The sequence below is a fragment of the Salinispora oceanensis genome, assembly GCF_000383575.1.
In the GTDB taxonomy this organism is placed as follows: domain Bacteria; phylum Actinomycetota; class Actinomycetes; order Mycobacteriales; family Micromonosporaceae; genus Micromonospora; species Micromonospora oceanensis.
On record NZ_KB911579.1, the window covers coordinates 4,148,986 to 4,167,291 of the forward strand.

General features: G+C 65.9%; 15 protein-coding genes and 1 pseudogene. 1 reads left to right on the forward strand and 15 read right to left on the reverse strand.

The window, feature by feature from the left end; translation table 11 throughout:
- Positions 1-387 precede the first annotated feature (387 nt).
- From SALPAC4_RS0119215 to SALPAC4_RS0119275, 13 genes are all read right to left on the reverse strand, one after another.
- Positions 388-1,077 (reverse strand): methyltransferase, encoded by a 690-nt coding sequence (locus SALPAC4_RS0119215; RefSeq protein ID WP_027644856.1) that lies wholly within the window; start codon positions 1,075-1,077, stop codon positions 388-390.
- Entirely contained in the window at positions 1,064-3,214 is a 2,151-nt protein-coding gene (gene pabB, locus SALPAC4_RS0119220; RefSeq protein WP_019871708.1) for an aminodeoxychorismate synthase component I, read from the reverse strand. Before pabB ends, SALPAC4_RS0119215 begins: the two co-directional genes overlap by 14 nt.
- Positions 3,215-3,245: 31 nt before the next feature.
- Positions 3,246-4,637, reverse strand: a complete 1,392-nt coding sequence (locus SALPAC4_RS0119225; RefSeq protein ID WP_019871709.1) for a class I adenylate-forming enzyme family protein — start codon at positions 4,635-4,637, stop codon at positions 3,246-3,248.
- Positions 4,627-5,874 carry an MFS transporter gene (locus tag SALPAC4_RS0119230; protein ID WP_223874790.1) on the reverse strand — a complete coding sequence of 416 codons (1,248 nt, stop codon included), beginning with the start codon at positions 5,872-5,874 and terminating at the stop codon, positions 4,627-4,629. Before SALPAC4_RS0119230 ends, SALPAC4_RS0119225 begins: the two co-directional genes overlap by 11 nt.
- 28 nt (positions 5,875-5,902) lie before the next feature.
- Positions 5,903-6,904: a GHMP family kinase ATP-binding protein gene (locus tag SALPAC4_RS0119235; protein WP_019871711.1), complete on the reverse strand. Its 1,002-nt coding sequence runs from the start codon at positions 6,902-6,904 to the stop codon at positions 5,903-5,905.
- Positions 6,891-8,522 carry a galactose-1-phosphate uridylyltransferase gene (galT, locus tag SALPAC4_RS0119240; RefSeq protein ID WP_223874791.1) on the reverse strand — a complete coding sequence of 544 codons (1,632 nt, stop codon included), beginning with the start codon at positions 8,520-8,522 and terminating at the stop codon, positions 6,891-6,893. Before galT ends, SALPAC4_RS0119235 begins: the two co-directional genes overlap by 14 nt.
- Entirely contained in the window at positions 8,519-9,094 is a 576-nt protein-coding gene (locus SALPAC4_RS0119245; protein WP_239061302.1) for a D-sedoheptulose-7-phosphate isomerase, read from the reverse strand. Before SALPAC4_RS0119245 ends, galT begins: the two co-directional genes overlap by 4 nt.
- A gap of 71 nt (positions 9,095-9,165) precedes the next feature.
- Entirely contained in the window at positions 9,166-10,290 is a 1,125-nt protein-coding gene (locus tag SALPAC4_RS0119250; RefSeq protein WP_019871714.1) for an NAD-dependent epimerase/dehydratase family protein, read from the reverse strand.
- Positions 10,287-11,780, reverse strand: a complete 1,494-nt coding sequence (locus SALPAC4_RS0119255; RefSeq protein WP_019871715.1) for a glycogen synthase — start codon at positions 11,778-11,780, stop codon at positions 10,287-10,289. The genes SALPAC4_RS0119250 and SALPAC4_RS0119255 overlap by 4 nt, the downstream gene beginning before the upstream one ends.
- Complete coding sequence (locus tag SALPAC4_RS0119260; protein WP_223874792.1) at positions 11,777-12,325, reverse strand: hypothetical protein; 549 nt, start codon at positions 12,323-12,325, stop codon at positions 11,777-11,779. Before SALPAC4_RS0119260 ends, SALPAC4_RS0119255 begins: the two co-directional genes overlap by 4 nt.
- Positions 12,326-12,375: 50 nt before the next feature.
- Positions 12,376-13,434: a cysteine peptidase family C39 domain-containing protein gene (locus SALPAC4_RS0119265; protein WP_019871717.1), complete on the reverse strand. Its 1,059-nt coding sequence runs from the start codon at positions 13,432-13,434 to the stop codon at positions 12,376-12,378.
- On the reverse strand, positions 13,431-14,924 hold the full coding sequence (locus SALPAC4_RS0119270; protein WP_080640929.1) for an NAD(P)/FAD-dependent oxidoreductase: 1,494 nt from the start codon (positions 14,922-14,924) through the stop codon (positions 13,431-13,433). Before SALPAC4_RS0119270 ends, SALPAC4_RS0119265 begins: the two co-directional genes overlap by 4 nt.
- Before the next feature lie 185 nt (positions 14,925-15,109).
- Complete coding sequence (locus tag SALPAC4_RS0119275) at positions 15,110-15,364, reverse strand: acyl carrier protein (RefSeq protein WP_019871719.1); 255 nt, start codon at positions 15,362-15,364, stop codon at positions 15,110-15,112.
- Between the two features lie 635 nt (positions 15,365-15,999).
- On the opposite strand from SALPAC4_RS0119275, the pseudogene SALPAC4_RS0119280 reads away from it, so the two are divergent.
- Positions 16,000-17,160 (forward strand): annotated as a pseudogene (locus SALPAC4_RS0119280) (IS701 family transposase); the annotation flags it as partial.
- A 124-nt stretch (positions 17,161-17,284) separates the two neighbouring features.
- Here the strand turns inward: SALPAC4_RS0119280 and SALPAC4_RS0119285 are convergent.
- Complete coding sequence (locus SALPAC4_RS0119285) at positions 17,285-17,479, reverse strand: DUF397 domain-containing protein (protein WP_019871721.1); 195 nt, start codon at positions 17,477-17,479, stop codon at positions 17,285-17,287.
- Positions 17,467-18,213: a Scr1 family TA system antitoxin-like transcriptional regulator gene (locus SALPAC4_RS0119290; RefSeq protein ID WP_019871722.1), complete on the reverse strand. Its 747-nt coding sequence runs from the start codon at positions 18,211-18,213 to the stop codon at positions 17,467-17,469. The genes SALPAC4_RS0119285 and SALPAC4_RS0119290 overlap by 13 nt, the downstream gene beginning before the upstream one ends.
- Between the last annotated feature and the right edge of the window lie 93 nt (positions 18,214-18,306).

Below are 18,306 nucleotides of genomic sequence, written 5' to 3' on the forward strand. Positions count from 1 at the left end.
GCCACCGTTTACGCTGGTCAAACTGGCGACGCCGCCACCAAGCACAAGCCAGGCGAGCGCACTACGCCCGCCGCCTCAACCTCGAACCCCAGCCATGATCACGAATGGCGGCTGCCGTACTAGCGACAGCACGCCGGGCGAGTGCCTAACCCAATCGAGGCCGAGGTACGTTCCGTGCGCGATCGAGCAGTCGTGGCGGGCCTTTCCAGATGCATCGACAGGCCACGGACTCGTCCACCGGCCTCTACCCGCATCGATGTATAGTGCCCGTAGTTGTATAGCGCGAGTGCGCTGATCTCACCCGCGATAACCGGATGCCCGTTCAGTTCCACTTCGGTGCCTCGCAGGTTTCGGCGTTCGGCCGCCTTGCTCAAGTGCGGCCGACGGTCAGGTGCGGATCAACTCCAGCAGCTGATAGGTAAGCGTCACGGGGTGCCTAGCGGTGAAGCTTCGCACCGTCTGGAGTTCGAGGTGCGCCTGATCAGCCAGGGATTTCAGCAGCTGCCCATTGCCAAGGTCGCTGAACCCCAGGAAGATGCGGCCGCCCGGCGCCGAGTGCGCCGATACCTCATTCAGGAATGCAGCGTGAGTGCGGTATCCGGGGTCGAAGATCGCCAGCTCCAGTGCATCGAGCGCAGCGTTGGGCGACGCCTCGATGAAGCTCGAATTCCAGAACACACAGTCGAAGCGCTCGCCCTGCGGCACCTCAGCGAACAGGTTGCTGCGCAATACACGTACCCGTTCGGCTACACCATGCCGGCGGGCATTTTGTATGGCGTTCTCAATGGCCCGGTCATTGATGTCGAGCGCCGTCACCCGTGCGCAACCGCGCAACGCCGCCGTCACGGCGGTCACTCCGGCACCGCATCCAATCTCCAGGAACGATCCGCCGATTGGATAAGGTAGCCAAGCCGTGAACAGCTGAGTTGACACATCATAGATCGGCGCGAATACTCCCGGGAGTAGATCCCATTTTCGCCCAAGGAGAGGGAACTCGCTCGGGCGCCCACCTTTGGTGGAATTTCTGTGCAGCAGGACTCTACCCAGGTCGAGCGCGGTGACCTCACCGTCCGTCATCGATCCGCCCTTGCTCTCGTGAATCGTCGCCCACGGCGCTTCCGCCGGGGAATTCTTGGCCAAGAAGCCGCAGCAGCGGAGTGGCTTTAACCATCGTCTCCTCGAACTCGGAAGCCGGATCCGAAAGCGCGATGATTGCGCCGCCGACGCCGAACTCGGCGCTGTTTGATGAGATCACCAGGGTCCTGATCGCGATACTGAAATCAGCGGCACCAGAGAGCGAGAAATAGCCGATCGTGCCTGAGTAGACACCCCGTGGGCCCTGCTCTAGCCCGTCGATGATCTGCATCGTGCGCACCTTCGGTGCACCGGTCATCGAGCCACCGGGGAACGCCGATCGCAGGCACGCCACGGCCGATATCCCGGACAGTAGCTGGGCGCGCACAGTACTCACCAATTGGTGCACGCTCGCGAAGGTCTCAACGTCGAAGATCGGGTCGACCGACACGGATCCAATTTCGGCGTTGATGCCCAGGTCGTTGCGGACCAAGTCCACGATCATCAGGTTCTCGGCGCGATCCTTCGGATGGTGCGCCAGGTCCTCACGCAGACGCTGGTCGGTTTCCGGGTCAATCGAGCGCGGACGCGTTCCTTTGATCGGTTTCGACTCGGCGACTCCGTCCGCACTGATCCGCAAGAACCGTTCCGGGGAGGTGCTCAGAACCGAAAGCGGACCCAGCCGCAGAAGGGCGCCGAACGGCACCGGATTTTGTCGCCGCAGGATCCGGTAGGTGTTCCACGGGTCCAGCGAATCCGCCACGGTGAGCATGTTCGTCAGGCATATCTCATAGGATTCGCCCGCGATGGTCTCGGCCTGGCAGCGGCCGATCAGTTCCAGATACTGCTGCCGCGAATGCCGCAGGCGCAGCTGGCTGGTGGCCCGCAGGTCTTCGATCGGGGAGGGGGTCAGGCCGCGGAGTTGCTCGCGTTCTAGCCGATACAGCGAATCCTGTGTGTCGTCGAGCCAGCGGATCGCGGAGGCGTCGTCAGCCGACCCGGCCAGAGCGAGCAGGTAGATCTCCGCGGCCGCATGGTCGAAGACGATCATCCGGTCGGCGAAGACCATGACTGCGTCGGGGTGTTGCGAACGGTGTGCGCGCTCACCATCGCATTCGGCCTTGAGCTCATAGCCAAGGTAGCCGACCCAGCCCAGGGTGAAGTCGAACGGCAGACTTGGAACGGCGACCCGTGCTGAGACTAGATCCTCCTCGAGCCACTGGAAGAAGGACCCGTGGTGCACTGTGCGGCCGTCTGCGCTGTCGATGAGAACCTCGTTGCGCCACACATCCACGCTTGCTACCCGGGCGAGCGGACCCCCCGCACTGCCCATGAAGGAGAAACGTTCATCGCGGCGACCTGTATTGCCGCTGTCGAGCCAGAAGGCGTAGGGAGCCTCGGAATAGATGCCGTCGAACACCGTCTCCGCGCTCACCTCGGCGGCGCACCTGCGGACCAGGACCTGCCTGGGCGCTTCGTCGTGCACGGCGCTGGACCCATCGCGCTGAGTCGCCCGCAAGGCCGTAGCCGGGTCATCGGATGCCTTCAGTCCATTAGCCTGCCGCCAGCGACGGGTCAGGTAGGCGAAGTTGCGGAAGAGCGTCTTGCCGTGCTCGGTGCAAATCGATTCAGGATGAAATTGCACACCCCAGATCGGCCGCTCTCGGTGCCGAAGTCCCATGATGACGCCGTCCGACGTCCACGCCGTGGCGACGAGCTCGGGTGGCAGTTCAAGGGCGGCCAGAGAGTGATACCGCACCGCCGTAAACGGCGACGGGATGCCCGCGAAAATATCCTCACCGGTGTGCTCGAGGTGCCATTGCGTGCCGTGTTCGACGTGGGGAGCGGCTCCCACCTTGCCCCCGAAGATGTCACATATGCCTTGGTGCCCGAGGCAGATACCGAGCAGTGGCATTTCGGCGGCAGCGATGACCTGCGCCGAGATCCCAAAGTCCGCCGGCTGCTCCGGCCGGCCCGGCCCGGGGGATATCACGACGTTGTCGAACTGTCGCAGCATCCCCATGTCCCAACCGGGCTCATTGTTGCGGATGACGACCGGCTCGACCCCATTCACCTCGGCGATGTACTGCGCCACGTTGTGCGTGAAGGAATCGTAGTTGTCGATTATCAGTGTTTTCATATATCTCCTCGGCGATCCAGCGGCCGGAAGGTCAGTTGTGGATACTCCGATACGCGGCCCTCAAGAGCTCCGGGCTGCGGATGATCTTTCCGTTCGGATTCCTCGGAACTGCTGCTGCAAGGTGGAATAGGCGCGGAATTTTGTAATCGCTCAATCGGTCCCGGCACCAGTCAGCGAGATCATCGGCGGTGAGCGACCTGTCCGCACCGACGTACGCCTCGATGCTCCGGTCAAAGACCACGACTGTCTCCCGGACCTCCGGGTGCTGCCGTAGCACCGCCTCCACCTCGCCCAGGTCCACCTTCAGCCCGCCGATCACCACCACAGCGTCCGCCCGGCCGAGGATGCTCAGATGGCCGGATTCCGGCTCCAGTTGGCCCCGATCGAAGGTACGAAGCCACCCGCGCTCGTATCGCCCGGGCTGATCGAGATAGAGGTAAGGGTTCCGTTCGAGCGCGACGAGAACCTGACCGTCGTTCGTCTTCACCCGCATGTCGTGGACCGGCCGCCCGACGCACGGCGGGCGGCAGTCGCGTGTCAGATCCGCCGCGATGAGGCCAGTCTCCGTGGTTCCGTACACCGGCCGGACGGTCGTCGTGAAGGTATCGGCGAAGCGATCGTAAACCTCGGGCGGAAGGATCTCCCCAGCCGACACAGCCAGTCGCAGGGCCGGCAGCGCATCGTGCCGCATTCGGGAGATCAGATCGAAGTGCACCGGAACACCGAAAATGGCTTGGGCCCGCGCCTGGATCGCGGCCTGTACCACAGCTTCCGGGTTCACCCGGGTGGGGAAGACCAGCTCGACACCCGTGTTGAGCCCGTGCAGCAGTCCACCGACCAAGCCCATGGTGTGGAACAGGGAGTTCAACAGCACGAGGCGCTCGCTCGGGCCGGGCATGCCCTCGAGGTTGGCGTACCGGTCGATTTCCGCGAGAAGCGAAGCCGGGGAACGCCCGATAGCCTTGGGGACCCCCATGGATCCGGAGCTGAACTGGACCAGGCAGACGTCGTCTTCGGCAGGGCTGCCGGACCCCCGCCGGTCTATCCGGATCGCGTGCTCATCGGCAAGAACCGCAGATGCCTTTTTCGGGACCTCCTGCGCGCGAACCAGGAACTGGGCGCGGCACAACCCGAGGATCCGCTCGACCTCGGCACCGGCAGACCGGTGGTCGATCAGGATGGCCTGCGCACCGAGCGCCCACACCGCGAGCAGCGCGTACACCGCAGTCAGCCCTTGCGGCATGTTCAGCGCTACAGTGGATCCCGGCCCGATGCCCTGAGACGCCAGAGAATCCGCGACGCCGGCGATACCGGAGCGCAGATGTCCCAGGGTCAGTTTCTCCGGGGTTCTCGCCCAGACCGCCGTCGCTGGACCCCGTGCCAGCAGGTGCGCGCCCCACCAGGAACCGGTCTCACCGCTCATTGATGGCCCCCTCGTTCACTTTGGTGCTCAGACTCGCAAGCCCCCGGCTCTGCCGCCGGGACCGCAGTGCCGCTGGTGCGAACCCGATGAGCGCGGTGGCCAAGGCGATTACTGACGCCACGGCGGGAACCGCGTACCCGGACCGGGCACCGGCCTGCTCGACGGCCCAGCCGCCGATGGCGGCACCGGCGGAGATGCCAATCAGCATCCCGGTGATGGTGAGCGTCATGCTTTCGTTGATGCGTGATGGTGGCGCCAGCTCGTTGACGAGCGTCATGCTGGTGATCATCGTTGGGGCGGTGGCCGCCCCAGCGACGAAGAGCAGCATGGCGAGCGCCCAGATGTTGTCCGCGAGCAGGATGGGCTGCATGAGCAGCGCCATCGCGGCAACGCAGACCAGGAAGCGCACCGGCGCGGGTCCTCGTACCTTCAGCGCGCCGAAAACCAGTCCGGCGATCGCTGATCCGCCGGCGAGCAACGCGAGGATCACCCCCGCTGCTGCCGCGTTGCCAGCTTCCTCGGCGTAGGCCACCGTGACGATCTCCATACTCCCGAAGATCACGCCAGTGAATAGGAAGGTAGCGGTGATCTCCTTAATGCCCTTGATGCCCAGGGGCGATCCGTTGGCGGCAACGGCCGGATGAACGGACGGCTCGGTCCGGCGCTGGGCGGTGAACAACAGCGATCCGGTCAGTAGGAGAAGCGCCGCGACGGCGAGCCCGGCCTCGGGGAAGAGCAGTGTGCAGAGCAGCGTTGCCAGCACGGGGCCGAGCATGAAGCACAGCTCGTCCAGGGCCTGCTCGAACGAATTGGCACTATGCAGCAATTCCGCCTGGTCCCGGTACAGTTCCGCCCAGCGGGCCCGGGCCATGACGCCGATGCTGGGAACTCCGGAGGAGGCGATGTAGGCGACGAACAACGTCCAGTCCGGTGCGTTCCACCGCGCGCATAAGATCAGTAGTGTCGATGCGGTTACGGAGATCAGCGTTGCCGGAACGGTGACCCTGGCCTGACCGTAACGATCGACCAGGCGCCCGATCCACGGGGTGGCGACGGCGACCGCCGCCAGGCCGGCGGCGGACACGGCGCCTGCCAGAGCATATGAGTCACGGCGCGTGGCTACCATGATGACGACGCTGACGCCGAACATGGAGATCGGCAGCCGCCCCAGAAAGCCGGTTACGGTGAATCCGACAGCGCCTGGCGCTGAGAAGATTCGCCGGTAAGACTTAAGCACTTGACCTTCCTCAAGCAAAAGACAACCCTTAGGCGGACGACAACGGCACGTGTGGATGACGGACGACTTGGGATCCCTCGCTCGACAGCCGGAAGACACGCTCGGTGAAGCGGTGCTCCGCCATGGCCGCACGGACATCGCCGGCCGCCCGGGCCGGCGCGTACACGAGCAGGAAGCCACCACCGCCCGCGCCGAGGACCTTGCCCCCAACCGCGCCGGCGGCCAGCGCGTCCCGGTAGGCGTGATCGATGGACGGGAGCGACACTCCGCCACTCAAGCCGCGTTTGAGTTCCCAGTGGCGGCCCAGCACGGCACCCAAAGCGATGGTGTCGCCACCTATCAGCGCGTTGCGTGCCACCGCGACGAGTTCCCTGATCTCGTGCAGCCGCTGCTGCGTGTCTCGGTCACCTCGCGCCACCCGTTCGTGCTGCCCAGCCAGAATGCATCCCGCGTCACGGACAGTGCCGGTGAAGAACAATAGGAGTTCGTCGTCCAGCCGCTGGATCGTCTCTGGGCTGATGTGAACCTCTTCCACAGTCACCGCACCGGAGCGGTCGAAATGGAGCTGCCGCATCCCCCCGTACGCGGACAGCAAATGGTCCTGCCTGCCCACCGGCCGCCCCAAACCGCGGGTCTCGATGTCTCCCGCCGCCTCCGCGAGCTCCGCCGGGGACAGCGGCTGCTGTGACAGCCCCGCGATGAGGGCGACGCAGAATGCCGACGAGCTACCCAGGCCGGTTCCGCCCGGTACATCGCCGAACGACGCCAGCCTCAGCGGTGACCCGTCCCAGTGGCTGCGCAGCACTTCCCGGGCAAAAGGGTTCGTCTGTTCCTCAGGTGTGCCGGTGTGGGCGCAACCGTCAAGGCAGGAACGGATGCCGTGACCCGCGCCGGCTGACTTCCCCACGACGGTGACGCGTAGATCAATGGCCGAACCCAGCACGGTGCCCCCGAACCGCCGTGCATAGCTCGGCAGATCGGTGCCACCTCCGGCCAGGGATATCCGGAGCGGAGCACTACTGATCCACATAGTCTTCCTTGTGGCTGATCACCGACCGCAGGTTTCTCGCGGTCTGCTCGGGATCGGTCTCACTGACGAAGGCGCCGGCGCCCAGCTCACCGGCGGCGGGGTGTTTGCGCGCTGTCTCCGAATGGCGGTCGGAGAAGATCCGGGCATGGAGATGGCTGTGCTTTTGCCCGTCCCGGGTGGGCGCCTGGACCCAGAGCGCCATGTACGGCAGCGGTGTAGTGGCCACCGAGTCGAAGCAGGCGATGACCGATCGGTAGACGGTGGCGAGCTCGTCGAGTTCCGCCGCCTTCAGGGCCGGCAGATCGGGTACATGCCGCCGGGGGTACACGTAGATCTCGTACGGCCAGCGGCAGGCGTAGGGCACGAAGGCCACCCAGTGCTCGGCATCAACGACCAGACGCTCCCGGGCGGTGGTCTCCGCCTCGATCAGGCGGCATCCAGGGCAGCCTTCACCGCGCGCGTGTGAGCTCCGCGCGCACTCGTGGATGCGGGCAAGCCGCGCAGGCACGAACGGATAGGCGTAGAGCTGGCCGTGAGGGTGCGCCAGACTCGCGCCGATCTGCGCCCCTCGGTTCTCGAAGCACAGCACCTGCGCCACCCCGGGGCGGGCGTTCAGCACCCGGGTTCGATCGGCCAACGCGTTGATCACGGTACGTACCCGCCCGATGGGCAGGCGGCTCAGCGGCGTCCGATGGTCACTGCCGAATGAAATAACCTCACAGGCCCCGGACGCCGGCGCATCCTGGAGGAAGCCGCCCGTGTCCGGTACGGCGGCAGCGCCGTTCAGTGCGGGATACCGATTCTCGACAACGGCGACGTCATATTCCGCGACTGGTATCTCGGTGGCCGCCTGGCCCCGGGTGGGACAGAGCGGGCATTCTTGTTCTGCCGTGGCCGCGCGGGCCTTGCGGCCAGGCGCCGAGATCACCCACTCCTGTTCTAGTGGATCCCACCGCAGGCGCCCTGGCTGAGGGCGGGTATGCGGAATCCGGCGATCCCGGACGGTCCGGGTGCGGGTCGGGCCGTCATCGTAGAAGTGCACACGCCGGCCGTCGGCGAGCCTGCCCCCGGAGGGCGCGGCCTGAATGGCATGCAGCACCTCCGCTGTGCTTGCGGCGACGACGTCGGCCACGTCCGCCCCATCAGCATGGCCATTGGTGACACGGGCGGTGCGGCACCCCGCACGAAGGCCGGCCTCGACGTCGCTGGCGAAGTCACCAACCATCCAGGACCTGGCCAGGTCGATGTCCAGCTCGCGCGCGGCTCTGAGAAGCATGCCGGGCTCGGGCTTGCGGCAGTCACAGGCGACGGCAAGATGGGGGACGACTCCGTCTACGTGATGCGGGCAATGCAGGATCGCGTCGAGCCGCACGCCCTCGGCGGCGAGCTCGCGGCGCAGATGCGCGTTCATCAACTCCAGCGCTTGCTCGTCGAACATCGCCCGGGCGAGACCGGATTGATTGGTGACGACCACGAGGGCCCTCCCCTGTTCTTGAAAAGCGCGCAGGGGCGGCCCCACCCCTGCGGACAGGATGAGGTCCCCGGGACGGCTGGGATAATGCCGGGGCTCGGTCAGGGTTCCGTCACGGTCGAGGAAGATAGCGGGCCGCCGCCTCACCGGCCATCCCCGCCGAGGGCCAGCAACGGTGTCGCGTCCCGGGATGCAAGGATGAAATCGCGCATGTGCCGGGTCAGCACGTGCGACATGGTCATGTGCAGGTCTTCCTGCTCCTCGACAGACTCTGCGGGCGCGGCCACCCAGGCATCGCACAGGTCGCGGGCCCGCCCGCCGGTCGAACCGAGCAGGCCGACGGTCTTCATGCCGTGCTCCCGGCCAAAGGCAAGGGCGTGCAGGATGTTTGCAGAGTTGCCGCTGGTGCTGATGGCGATGACTACGTCTCCCTCAGTGGCCAGGCCGGCGAGCTGGCCCTTGAAGATGGCCTCATAGCCGACATCGTTGGCCCAGGCGGTCACGGCCGGCATGTGGTCGACCAACGAGACGATGCGGATCGGGGCCACCCCCGGATGCCGGGTGTTCTTAGATAGGTCAACGGCCAGATGCGAAGCGGTCGCGGCACTGCCCCCGTTGCCGCAGACGTAGAGCGTGCTGCGGGACCGGTAGGCGTCCTGAAGGATTGCGGCGACCCGGAGAAGATCCGGCACAGAGACGGCCTGCAGGCTTCGGCTCAAGCGAGTGAGGTAGCGATGCATTGTTTGTGGTCCTGTCGGTTCGGTTGCGGGGAAGATCTGGCTTGCTGGGCTCACCGGGTACGGCGCAGCGCGCCCAGCGCATACATCTGGTCGTCGGCCTCAGTGGTGAAATCTTTGAAGTCCGGCTGCGCCACCGCCCACGACAGGTATTCGTCCACGACGGCGGGAAGCCCCACCCGGGGCCGCCAGCCGAGCCGCTCCAGTGCCGCGTTGCTGGAGAGCACGTGACGCGTGTCGCCGACGCGGTAGCTTCCGGAGATCCAGGGCTCCATCTCGGCTCCGGCCGCCCGGACGACCAGATCGGCGTATTCTCGGATGCTCACCCGGCGCCCGCCACCTACATTGAATGCCTGCCCGACCGCTCGGTCGTCGGCGAGAACCAGCAGATTGGCCCTGGTCACGTCATGCACGGAGATGTAGTCGCGAACTTGGTGCCCGTCCTCATAGGCCAGGGGAGCGGCGCCGTTGAGCACGCGCTGCGCGAAAATCCGGAGTATGCCGGAGTAGGCGTTGCGAAACGACTGCCGAGCGCCCTGGACAATGGAATACCGCAGGGCAACCGTGGGAATGCCGTAGCGCTCGCCCAACATGAGGGCGGCGGCCTCTTCGCCATACTTCGACAAGGCGTAGGAGTTGTGCGGCCGGGTTTGGCTCTCGTCGGTCCACTCAGGCTCGAGAGCGGTGCCGCACGAAGGGCAAGGCAGATCCCACAGGCCGCGATCCAGCCGGTCGCGGCTACGCGGCCCCGGCCGTAGCACATCGGCCTGCGGGCAGGCGGGGCAACGGTACGTGCCTTCGCCGTAAACAGCCTGACTGGACGCGACGACCACCCGCGAGAGGGTCTGCCCGCGGGCGACGAGGACTTCGTACAGCAGCGCGGTCGAGACGGTGTTAGTCGCGAAAAAGGTCGAGAAGTCGGTCAGGTAGTCCTGGTAAGCGGCTAGGTGGTACACGGCGTCCACACCGTCCAGTGCCTTTTCCCAGGCATCGCGGTTCCGGACGTCGCCGAGCACGCATTCGACGCCACGATCCAGCAGATGCCCGGGGAATTTCTGGCCCGTGTGAACCGGGGGCCGCAGGGCATCCAGTACCCGGACCTCATGGCCCCGATCGACGAGGGCGTGCGCGGTATGCGATCCGATGAAGCCGGCACCGCCGGTTATCAAGACCTTCATGCGTTCTCCCGGTGGCTTGGCGTGGGGGCGGCCGCACGCGGCATGACCAGACCCCGGTAAAGCTCGGCAAAGTCATTTGCGGTCCGCGCCCAGGACCAGTCCTGGCCCATGAGGCGGCAGCGAAGCTCGTTCACGCGATCAGGCTGATCCTGGAGGAAGGCGAGGGCCTCACGCATGGTGTCCAGCACGGCTTGCGATGTGTGGGCGGGAACAATCCAGCCACTGCCGTCACCGGCGCCCACGGGCACGACGGTGTCGTTCAGCCCGCCAACCGGGCTGACGACGGGCAGCGTGCCGTACGCCATTGCGATCAGCTGGTTGAGGCCGCAGGGCTCGACCCGTGAGGGCATCACCGTGAGGTCGGAACCGGCGTAGATGAGCCAGGCCGTGTCCTGGTGGAACCGCGGAAGGTGGACCGCCCGCTGTGGATGCGCGGCCACCAAGTCGGCCAAAGCACCTCGGTAGGGCTCTACGGCCGGTCCCATGAGGACCGCCTGAGTCCTTCCCTCGGCCAGCAGCGGTGCGAGGGCTCCGAGCAAGAGGTCGACGCCCTTTTCATAAACGAAGCGAGAACAGACGCCCAGCACCGGGACATCTGGTTGCGCGTGCAGCCCGAGTCGGCGCTGGAGGATCGCCTTGTTGCGGCTCTTTCCCTCGGCTACGTTGCTCTGATCAAACGCAACGGCGGACCTCCCAGCAGCGCTCGGATCCCAGATCTCGCCATCCACACCTGACACGATTCCGGTGTGTGCCATCCGCGCCCACACGCTGGCAGCCACGCTGTCCCCGTGGATCTGCGGGAGTTCCCGAGCGTAGGTCGGGCTGCAGGTCACCGCGGCGTCCGCGCTGAGCAGGCCGAGTACAAGCAGACTTTCGCGGCCCGGGGCATGCTCGCGCAGCCGAGTGACGGCGTCCTGCGGCAGTGCCAGGTCGTGGACCGGGTCCGCCGTGAGCCGTGCGAGGTCACCCTCGTAGACGGCGCTGTGAATGTTCATCAGCAATGCCGGCGAATCAGCGCGGCGCCGGGTGCGCAGGTGGGCTAGAGCCGCCCCGGACTGCCAGTCGTTGCCATGGACCAGGTCGTAGGTGGCACCGCTGCGATCGATCCAGTTGGCGACGCACCACCCGAAAAAAGCGGCCCGCTCCACTTCGTCGGCGAACGGCCGGTAGCCGCTGTCGCGGTACATCCCGTTGCGGTCGTACCAGTTGTCAGCCGCAATCAGATACACATCGCACGGCCCGCCGTGGTCCAGGAGCCGCAGGACTGTCGGATCGGCGGTGACTCCCCCGAGAGAAATCGCGGGCAGCCGGTGCACCTCGATGGTCCGCAGCCCGTGCTCGGTGATCAACCGGGGATACGCGGGGAGTACAAGGTCGTGCATCAGATCGTGCTCCACCTGTAGCGCCGCCGGTAGTGCCCGGCTGGTGAGGCCCAGGCCTCCCTCAGTGAAGTACGGCGCGTACTCCTGGGTGATGTAAAGGCATCTCATGCGGTTGGGACCTCGTGTTGCACACCACCGGTAAGTAGCCAGAGCCCGAACAGGTGGATGTCGGGATTGATCGGGAGGATCAGCGCAGTACATGGCCGGGGGGAGCCGAACATGCTCTGGTGCCGGAAGAGCCGGGGACGCGGCCCGACGACTTCCTTGCCGTTCTCCCGCAGCAGCGAGCCGATGAAGTGACATTCGTCGTCGTACCGGGGCCGGGCGGCGAGGAAGTCGGTCAGCGCGAACGGCGCCCGGTATGCGTTGCCGTCGCTGTCGTCCAGTACGAGGGTGTCCCGGAAGGAACCGCCGGCACAGGCGCCGAGTACGACCAGGCCGGTCACCCGGGTCTGCCGGGGCAGTTCGATGCGCTGGCCGTCGCAGCTGACGTTGTCGGCAGCTCCGCCGCCCCATGCGTCTGCCGGAACACTCAGCAGAGCGGCCACCTCGCCGAGTTCCTCGGCCGGATAGGCGCGGCCGAATCCATCCATACCGGCTCCGGCGTCGGCACCGGGCAAGGCACTGGCCGCGTTGTTACGGTGTGAGGACATGTCGATCAACACGCTTCCAGCCGGCAGCTGACCGGCCGGTGACACACCCCTCACCACCCGGACCGCCCAGCCAGTCGGCGCAGAGCGTCGGACGCGGCAAGGTGAGCGGAAGTTACCTCTGCGAGCCGATGAAGGATTTCGTCGCGGTATCTGCCTCGGTCAACCGCGGAAAGCACCACACTGCGGGTGAGCAGTCCACGCGCGACGAGCCAGTCCTGCGAAGCTCGTTCGATGGAGTCCGCCGCCACATCGAACTCCAGCCGGGTGGCGTCGTCCAGCTGGCCGGCTGCGGCCAGCGACGGTACGAGGGCCAGATGACGCTCAAGCCAGCGCAGCGTGTGGTGGTAGCTCCACATGCCCAGGAGCAGCCCGGCGACTCGGTCGCGTTCCGGATCGGCTCCGGGCGCGCGTTTCGGCCGTCGCATTCTGTCCAGGGTCGACAGCACGTCGTCAATGGCCCCGGCCAGCCACTGAGTCAGCTCTACCCCGCTGAGCCGATCGCCGCCTGCGCCGGTCAGCGACCCGGCATAGCTCTGGAACCGGCCGGGCCAGGAGGCGACCGGGACGCCAGCGCTTCGGGTGGGACGCACTGTAAGCCAGCTCAGCTCGACGTGGGTGTCACTCAGCGCGGGGATCAGTGTTCCGACATCCACCCGGTCGTCGAAGTAGACGATGTCGACCGGGTCGGTGAGCCGCACCGTGTCGTCCGCCGGGTTGTAGGCGCGCAGCACCACGGCGTGCGGCGCGTGCGCCCGTCCGTGGTCGATCCAGTAGTACGCCAGGTGGAACGTGTCGGCGATGGCCACGACCGGACGACCGTCGCGCATGTCCTCAAGGAGTGCGTCGAGGTTCCCGTCGAGCGGCTGGCTCACGACGTCGTAGCCGAATCCGCGCAGCGTCTCGCACAACGTCGGAAGGCTGTCGTGCACAGTCACCCAACCGTCAGCCAGCTCAGCATCGGTTCCGGCCGTGCCGCCGAGCACGAATGCGGGGTCGGCCTCGGGTGTGTGCTCTTTCAGCAGGGTGGCCAGGGTCGCGTGATAGCAGCTGGGGTCGGTGAACGAGGGCTCCTGCCCGTGCTGGTGGACGTGCTCGGCGGCTACGCTCACTGGCTCACGTCCTCGGCCGCGCCGGTTGGATCGTACTGTTCGTAGTACTGGCGCAACCGGGTGGCGATACGCGGGTTGTGCCGTGCCGTGGCGAGAATCTCGGGCGGCGGAGTCAGGCGGGGGTGCAGGGTGTCCGCGAAGCGAGCGAGCTCGCGATGCATGTTGTGCTCGATCTGCCCCGGCCAGTCCACGGGCAGGTGCCAGTCCGACTCATAACCGACCGCCATTGTGTGGGTGACGGTAGTGCGGATGATCTCATGCCGGCTGAGCGGCTGGAGCGGCGGACGGACCGGCGCGAACAGGTCCAGGTCGAGCTGGGGCTGTTCGCCAAGGATCCGGCGGGCCATCTCCGGGGCGAGAAGTGGCGAAAGGGCCAGGCCGTCGCGGTAGGTTCCAGTCAGCATCCACAGGCCCTCGAGGCCGGCCTGGCCGATGATCGGGTAGCCGTCCAGAGACACCGGCCGGTTGCCGACGTGTGTGCGGGTAACCGGGCTATGCCACAGTCCTCGATGCAACTGACGCACGGCACAATCGAGCAGGAAGTGGATGTCGCGTACGACCGGGTGCTCGACCGGGTCGGCCGACACGATGTTGGTGGCGCCGACGTACACCCGGTCGGCGCCGCGTGGCACCAGGTGCAAGCCGCACGCGAAGGCCCGGTTGGGTGTCCGCAGGACACTGCGGGGCCCTCGGATTCCTAGCGGGGACGTATCAAGCAGGACCGACATTCCATAGCCGGAGACCAGCGGGGGGACGGTCCGGGCGAGATCGGGAATGCTGTCTACCAGCATCTGGGAACGCGCTCCCGCGGCAACGACCACGCATCGGCTGCTCAACCGCTCGCCTGAGCTGAGCGCGACACCGCTGATACGGCCACCGTCGGCGAGCAGTTCCACCGCCTCGTCGGAGACGAGCGTGCCCCCGCGCCGGAGGAACGCCTGCCTCAGGCGGTCCAGCAGCCCACCCGAGTCCACCGCGTGCTCCCCGGGGATGTGCAGAGCCCGCAACGGCCGGGCCAGCGCGTCGGGTTCCATCCAGTCGATCTCTGAGGGTTCGACCTCGTCGTACTTTTCCCCGTACTTGTCGAGTGCCTGCCGGATCGCCGCGTAGTTCTCGGAATCAACGCCGGGTGAGCCAATCGCGTTCAGGAGCACGAATGTTCCGTCAGCGGTGAGGAGGTTCGCTGAACCGGATGCGCCCGCCTCGGAGTCGAGCGCGGCAAGCCAGTCGTTCCAGAGACCGCGGGCGTGCACGCCGAGGTCCAGCTTCGCCCGGCCTGAGGGGGTCTGCAGCAGAGTTGAGGTGACCTCGCCGAAACAGCCGATCATGGCGCCTGCCGCAACTGAGGCTGACCAGGGACGATGATCCTGTCCGACCAGAGCGACGGAGATATCGCGGCGCCTCAGCATGAGGGCCAGGGAATATCCTAGAACGCCATTTCCGACGACAACAGCATCGTAGGTCTCGGCCCCTGAATTCGGACTGGTCAAGCTTCACCCTCTTTACCGATTATGTCGGGCAACCAACATGGAAATTCTTTTCAAGCGCAGGAATTGTCGATAAGGAAGTGGCACCCTATGACAACAATCCGTTGATTATTTTGGAGGATCGTCGTACCCCGGTGCGGCGCGTAGAAGGCCAGATCGAGCAGGGGATAGGAAGGCGATGATCGCCTTCACAAAGAAGCGGTGTCGCTCGAGGCCTTCTCAGCAAGGTACTCGTGCACTGCTCGAACCGAGGCGAGTTTCCGCAGGTCAGATCGTTCAGGATCGACCTTCAAGCCGTACCGCTCCTCCAGAAGGTGCTGAATCCAGACCATCGCGAGCGAGTCCACGACGATCGGAGCGTCGACGTCCAGCCCCTGGGGCTCACCGAGGCCGAGGCATTCGGCAACAATCGATCGAACTCCATCCAAGCTCAATGAGTGCATATCAACCTTCCTGAGCACGTGCCCAGCCGGATGGTGGGAGGTCTAAGTGACCTGCTTGCGGGCGCGACATCGGACCCGAGGGCCGTGCCGGCCAGTGCCGCACCGTAATCGAGTAATCCACACGCCCTTGCAGATTCCTGGAACTCCTGCAATTCCTTTCAGTCGACCTGCGGTAGCTCGACTTCCCAAGGCGTCCAGCCGGGGTGGTGAGAGGTCGTACGAACCAACTTTAGGGTACGAAATCGGACTGAGGGTGGTGCGCTAACCGCGGCGCACCGTAGCCAAGCAACCACCACGTCGTGGCAGCTGCCTGGAACTTCTTGCAAGATCTTTCAATCGAAGACCCTAGGGTCATCCAATCTCGCTGTCAAGCCTTCAGGGCCGCCGGACGATGTCCGGCAACTACAAGAATCCATAGACAGAAGTGGCCCCCTGACCGGCGTTGATGCTGGTCAGGGGGTTTCCTCTGGTCGGGGTGGCCGGATTCGAACCGACGACCTCTTCGTCCCGAACTCTCGGCGGGCCGGCCGGATCGGGTGTCATGCAAGGTCGTCTGGCCTGTTGGGGTCGCTTCGGGTCGGGTTCGGTGGGCTGGGTTGCTGTACTTCGCTGCTGTACTGATCGTCAATGAGGAACTGCGGGGGTTGATGCTGGACGGCCGGCGGAAGTCGATGCAGCTGATAGCGCAGCGGCTCGGGGTGGATCATCAGCAGTTCCTGACCTCGTCCACCTGGGACGCCGGCGGTGTGCGGCGGCGGCTGGCCACGGCCGCGGTCGAGGTGGTGGCGCCTCAGGTGTGGGTGGTAGATGACACCGGATTCCCGAAGGACGGCAAGGCCTCGGCGTGTGTGGCCCGGCAGTACTCCGGCACTCTCGGCAAGGTCGCCAACTGCCAGATCGCCGTCACGGTTCACGCGGCGACTGACACGGCGTCGGCGGTACTGAACTGGCGGTTGTTCCTCCCGGAGTCCTGGGACGAGGGCTGCGTGCCCGGCCCGGACGGCAAGCCCGCCAACGTCCACGCCCGCAGAATGCGTCAGCAGCCCGTCACCCGCGACCAGGCCGGGGCAAAGAAACCACACACCCGGGTGCGACTGCCGCCCGCCGAACAGATCGCGCAGATCCGCCGCCGACGGGCGGCATCCAAGGTCCCCGACACCGAGCGGTACCGACCGAAGTGGCTGATGGCCCTGGAGATGCTCGACGAGTTGGCCGAGTGGGGGCTGCGTCCGCCGCTGCTGACCGTCGACGCCGGCTACGGCCAGGTCGCCGAGTTCCGCCAGGGACTGACCGAACGCGGTATCCCCTACATTGTCGCGACCACGTCGTCAACCACCGCGCAACCCGGCCACGCCCAACCCGTGCAGGTGCCCTACGCCGGGGTCGGCCCACACCCCACACCGCGCTACCCCCAGCCGGCCCGCAGCCTGAAACACCTCGCCCTCACCCACGGCGCCGACGCCAAGACGCTGGTGCGCTGGCGCGCCCGGCTACCCACACCCGACCGCGACCCGGACCGGCCCGCCGGTGAACTATCCGGGCACATCTTCGCCCTACGGGTGCGTCTCGCCGGCCGGGCCATCCAACGCGGATCCCACCGCGGCGACGACCGAGCCCTGCCCGAATGCTGGCTACTCGTGCAATGGCCCCCCGGCCAGGACGAACCCAGCGACTACTGGCTATCCGACCTGCCCGCCGACACACCCCTTGCCGAACTGGTCCGCCTCGCCAAAAGCCACTGGCGCATCGAACACGACTACCGCGAACTCAAAGCCGCCCTCGGCCTCGACCACTTCGTTCGTCTGGACCAGGACCGCAGACGAGATCAACAGCCTCGCCACATATCGCAGCCGCCAACGACTCAGGAGACTGGTGTGAAGGCCCGGCTCGCAGGGGCCGGGCCTTCGCGCTGATGGTGGGTCAGTGCTGCTCGGGGAGCCGCGCGACGAATGCCTGCCACGCCACCGGCCCGAACACTAACGCCGGTCCGGTCGGGTCCTTGCTGTCCCGGACGCCGACGATGCCGGAAAGGTTGTCGGCGACCTCGACACATGCCCCGCCATTGGAGCTGCTACGGGTGCTCTTGCGCCACTGGGCGCTGCTCAGGTCAACCATGATCGCGCTTTCAGGAAGTCGATGGTTTGGCTACGCGGAAGCGTAACCGACCTCAGGGTATCCCAGACCGCCCACAGCATCGCAACGTCCTTGGTGATGCGGCCGGCGGCCTGGTCGTCCACGTAGCCGACATCATCACCCTCCGGTGAGGTGGCGATGACAAATGGTCCGGCTTGACCTGGGTGTAGGCCAGCGTCAAGCGGTAGGACGTGCACCATGACGTTGGGTTGTTGAGCCATCATGATGAGGTGATCAAGCTGAGGCTCCATGATGTCTCGTGTGCCACGGCGCAGTGCGGCCTCGTCAATGACGAAAACGGACAGCGGCCGTCGGGGACGCTCGAACACGGCGGCCTGCCGCTGTAGTCGGGTGCCGAGGTGGTTCTCCACATCGTTGACCAGGGGGCCACTGCTGAGGACGGCGCGGCCGTACTCCTCGGTTTGTAGCAGCCCTGGCAGTACAGCCGATTCAAACCACCGCAGTCCTACGGCGTCTCGTTCGACTTCGGTCCACGGGCGGAACCAGGCGGGCTCCTTGCGTCTCTGGGCGTCCGGCCAGAGATCGAATACGTCCCGCTTGAGTATCTCGGCTACCTGGGCACGGTGTCGCGTCTGTGGTATCCGTCCCTGGGTCACCCACCGGGCAACGGTCTTCGGGTCAACTCCAACCTGAGCAGCGATGCTGTCGGCGGTTTCGCCTGCCTCGGCCATTGCAATCTGTACGACACGGTTCATTCCAGACCCCATTGTGTTCGTCCCAGATGTTCTGAGTACATAGTGCTACGCGGTGTTGCTGCGCCACAACCCTCCGCCATGGTGCTGTGTGGA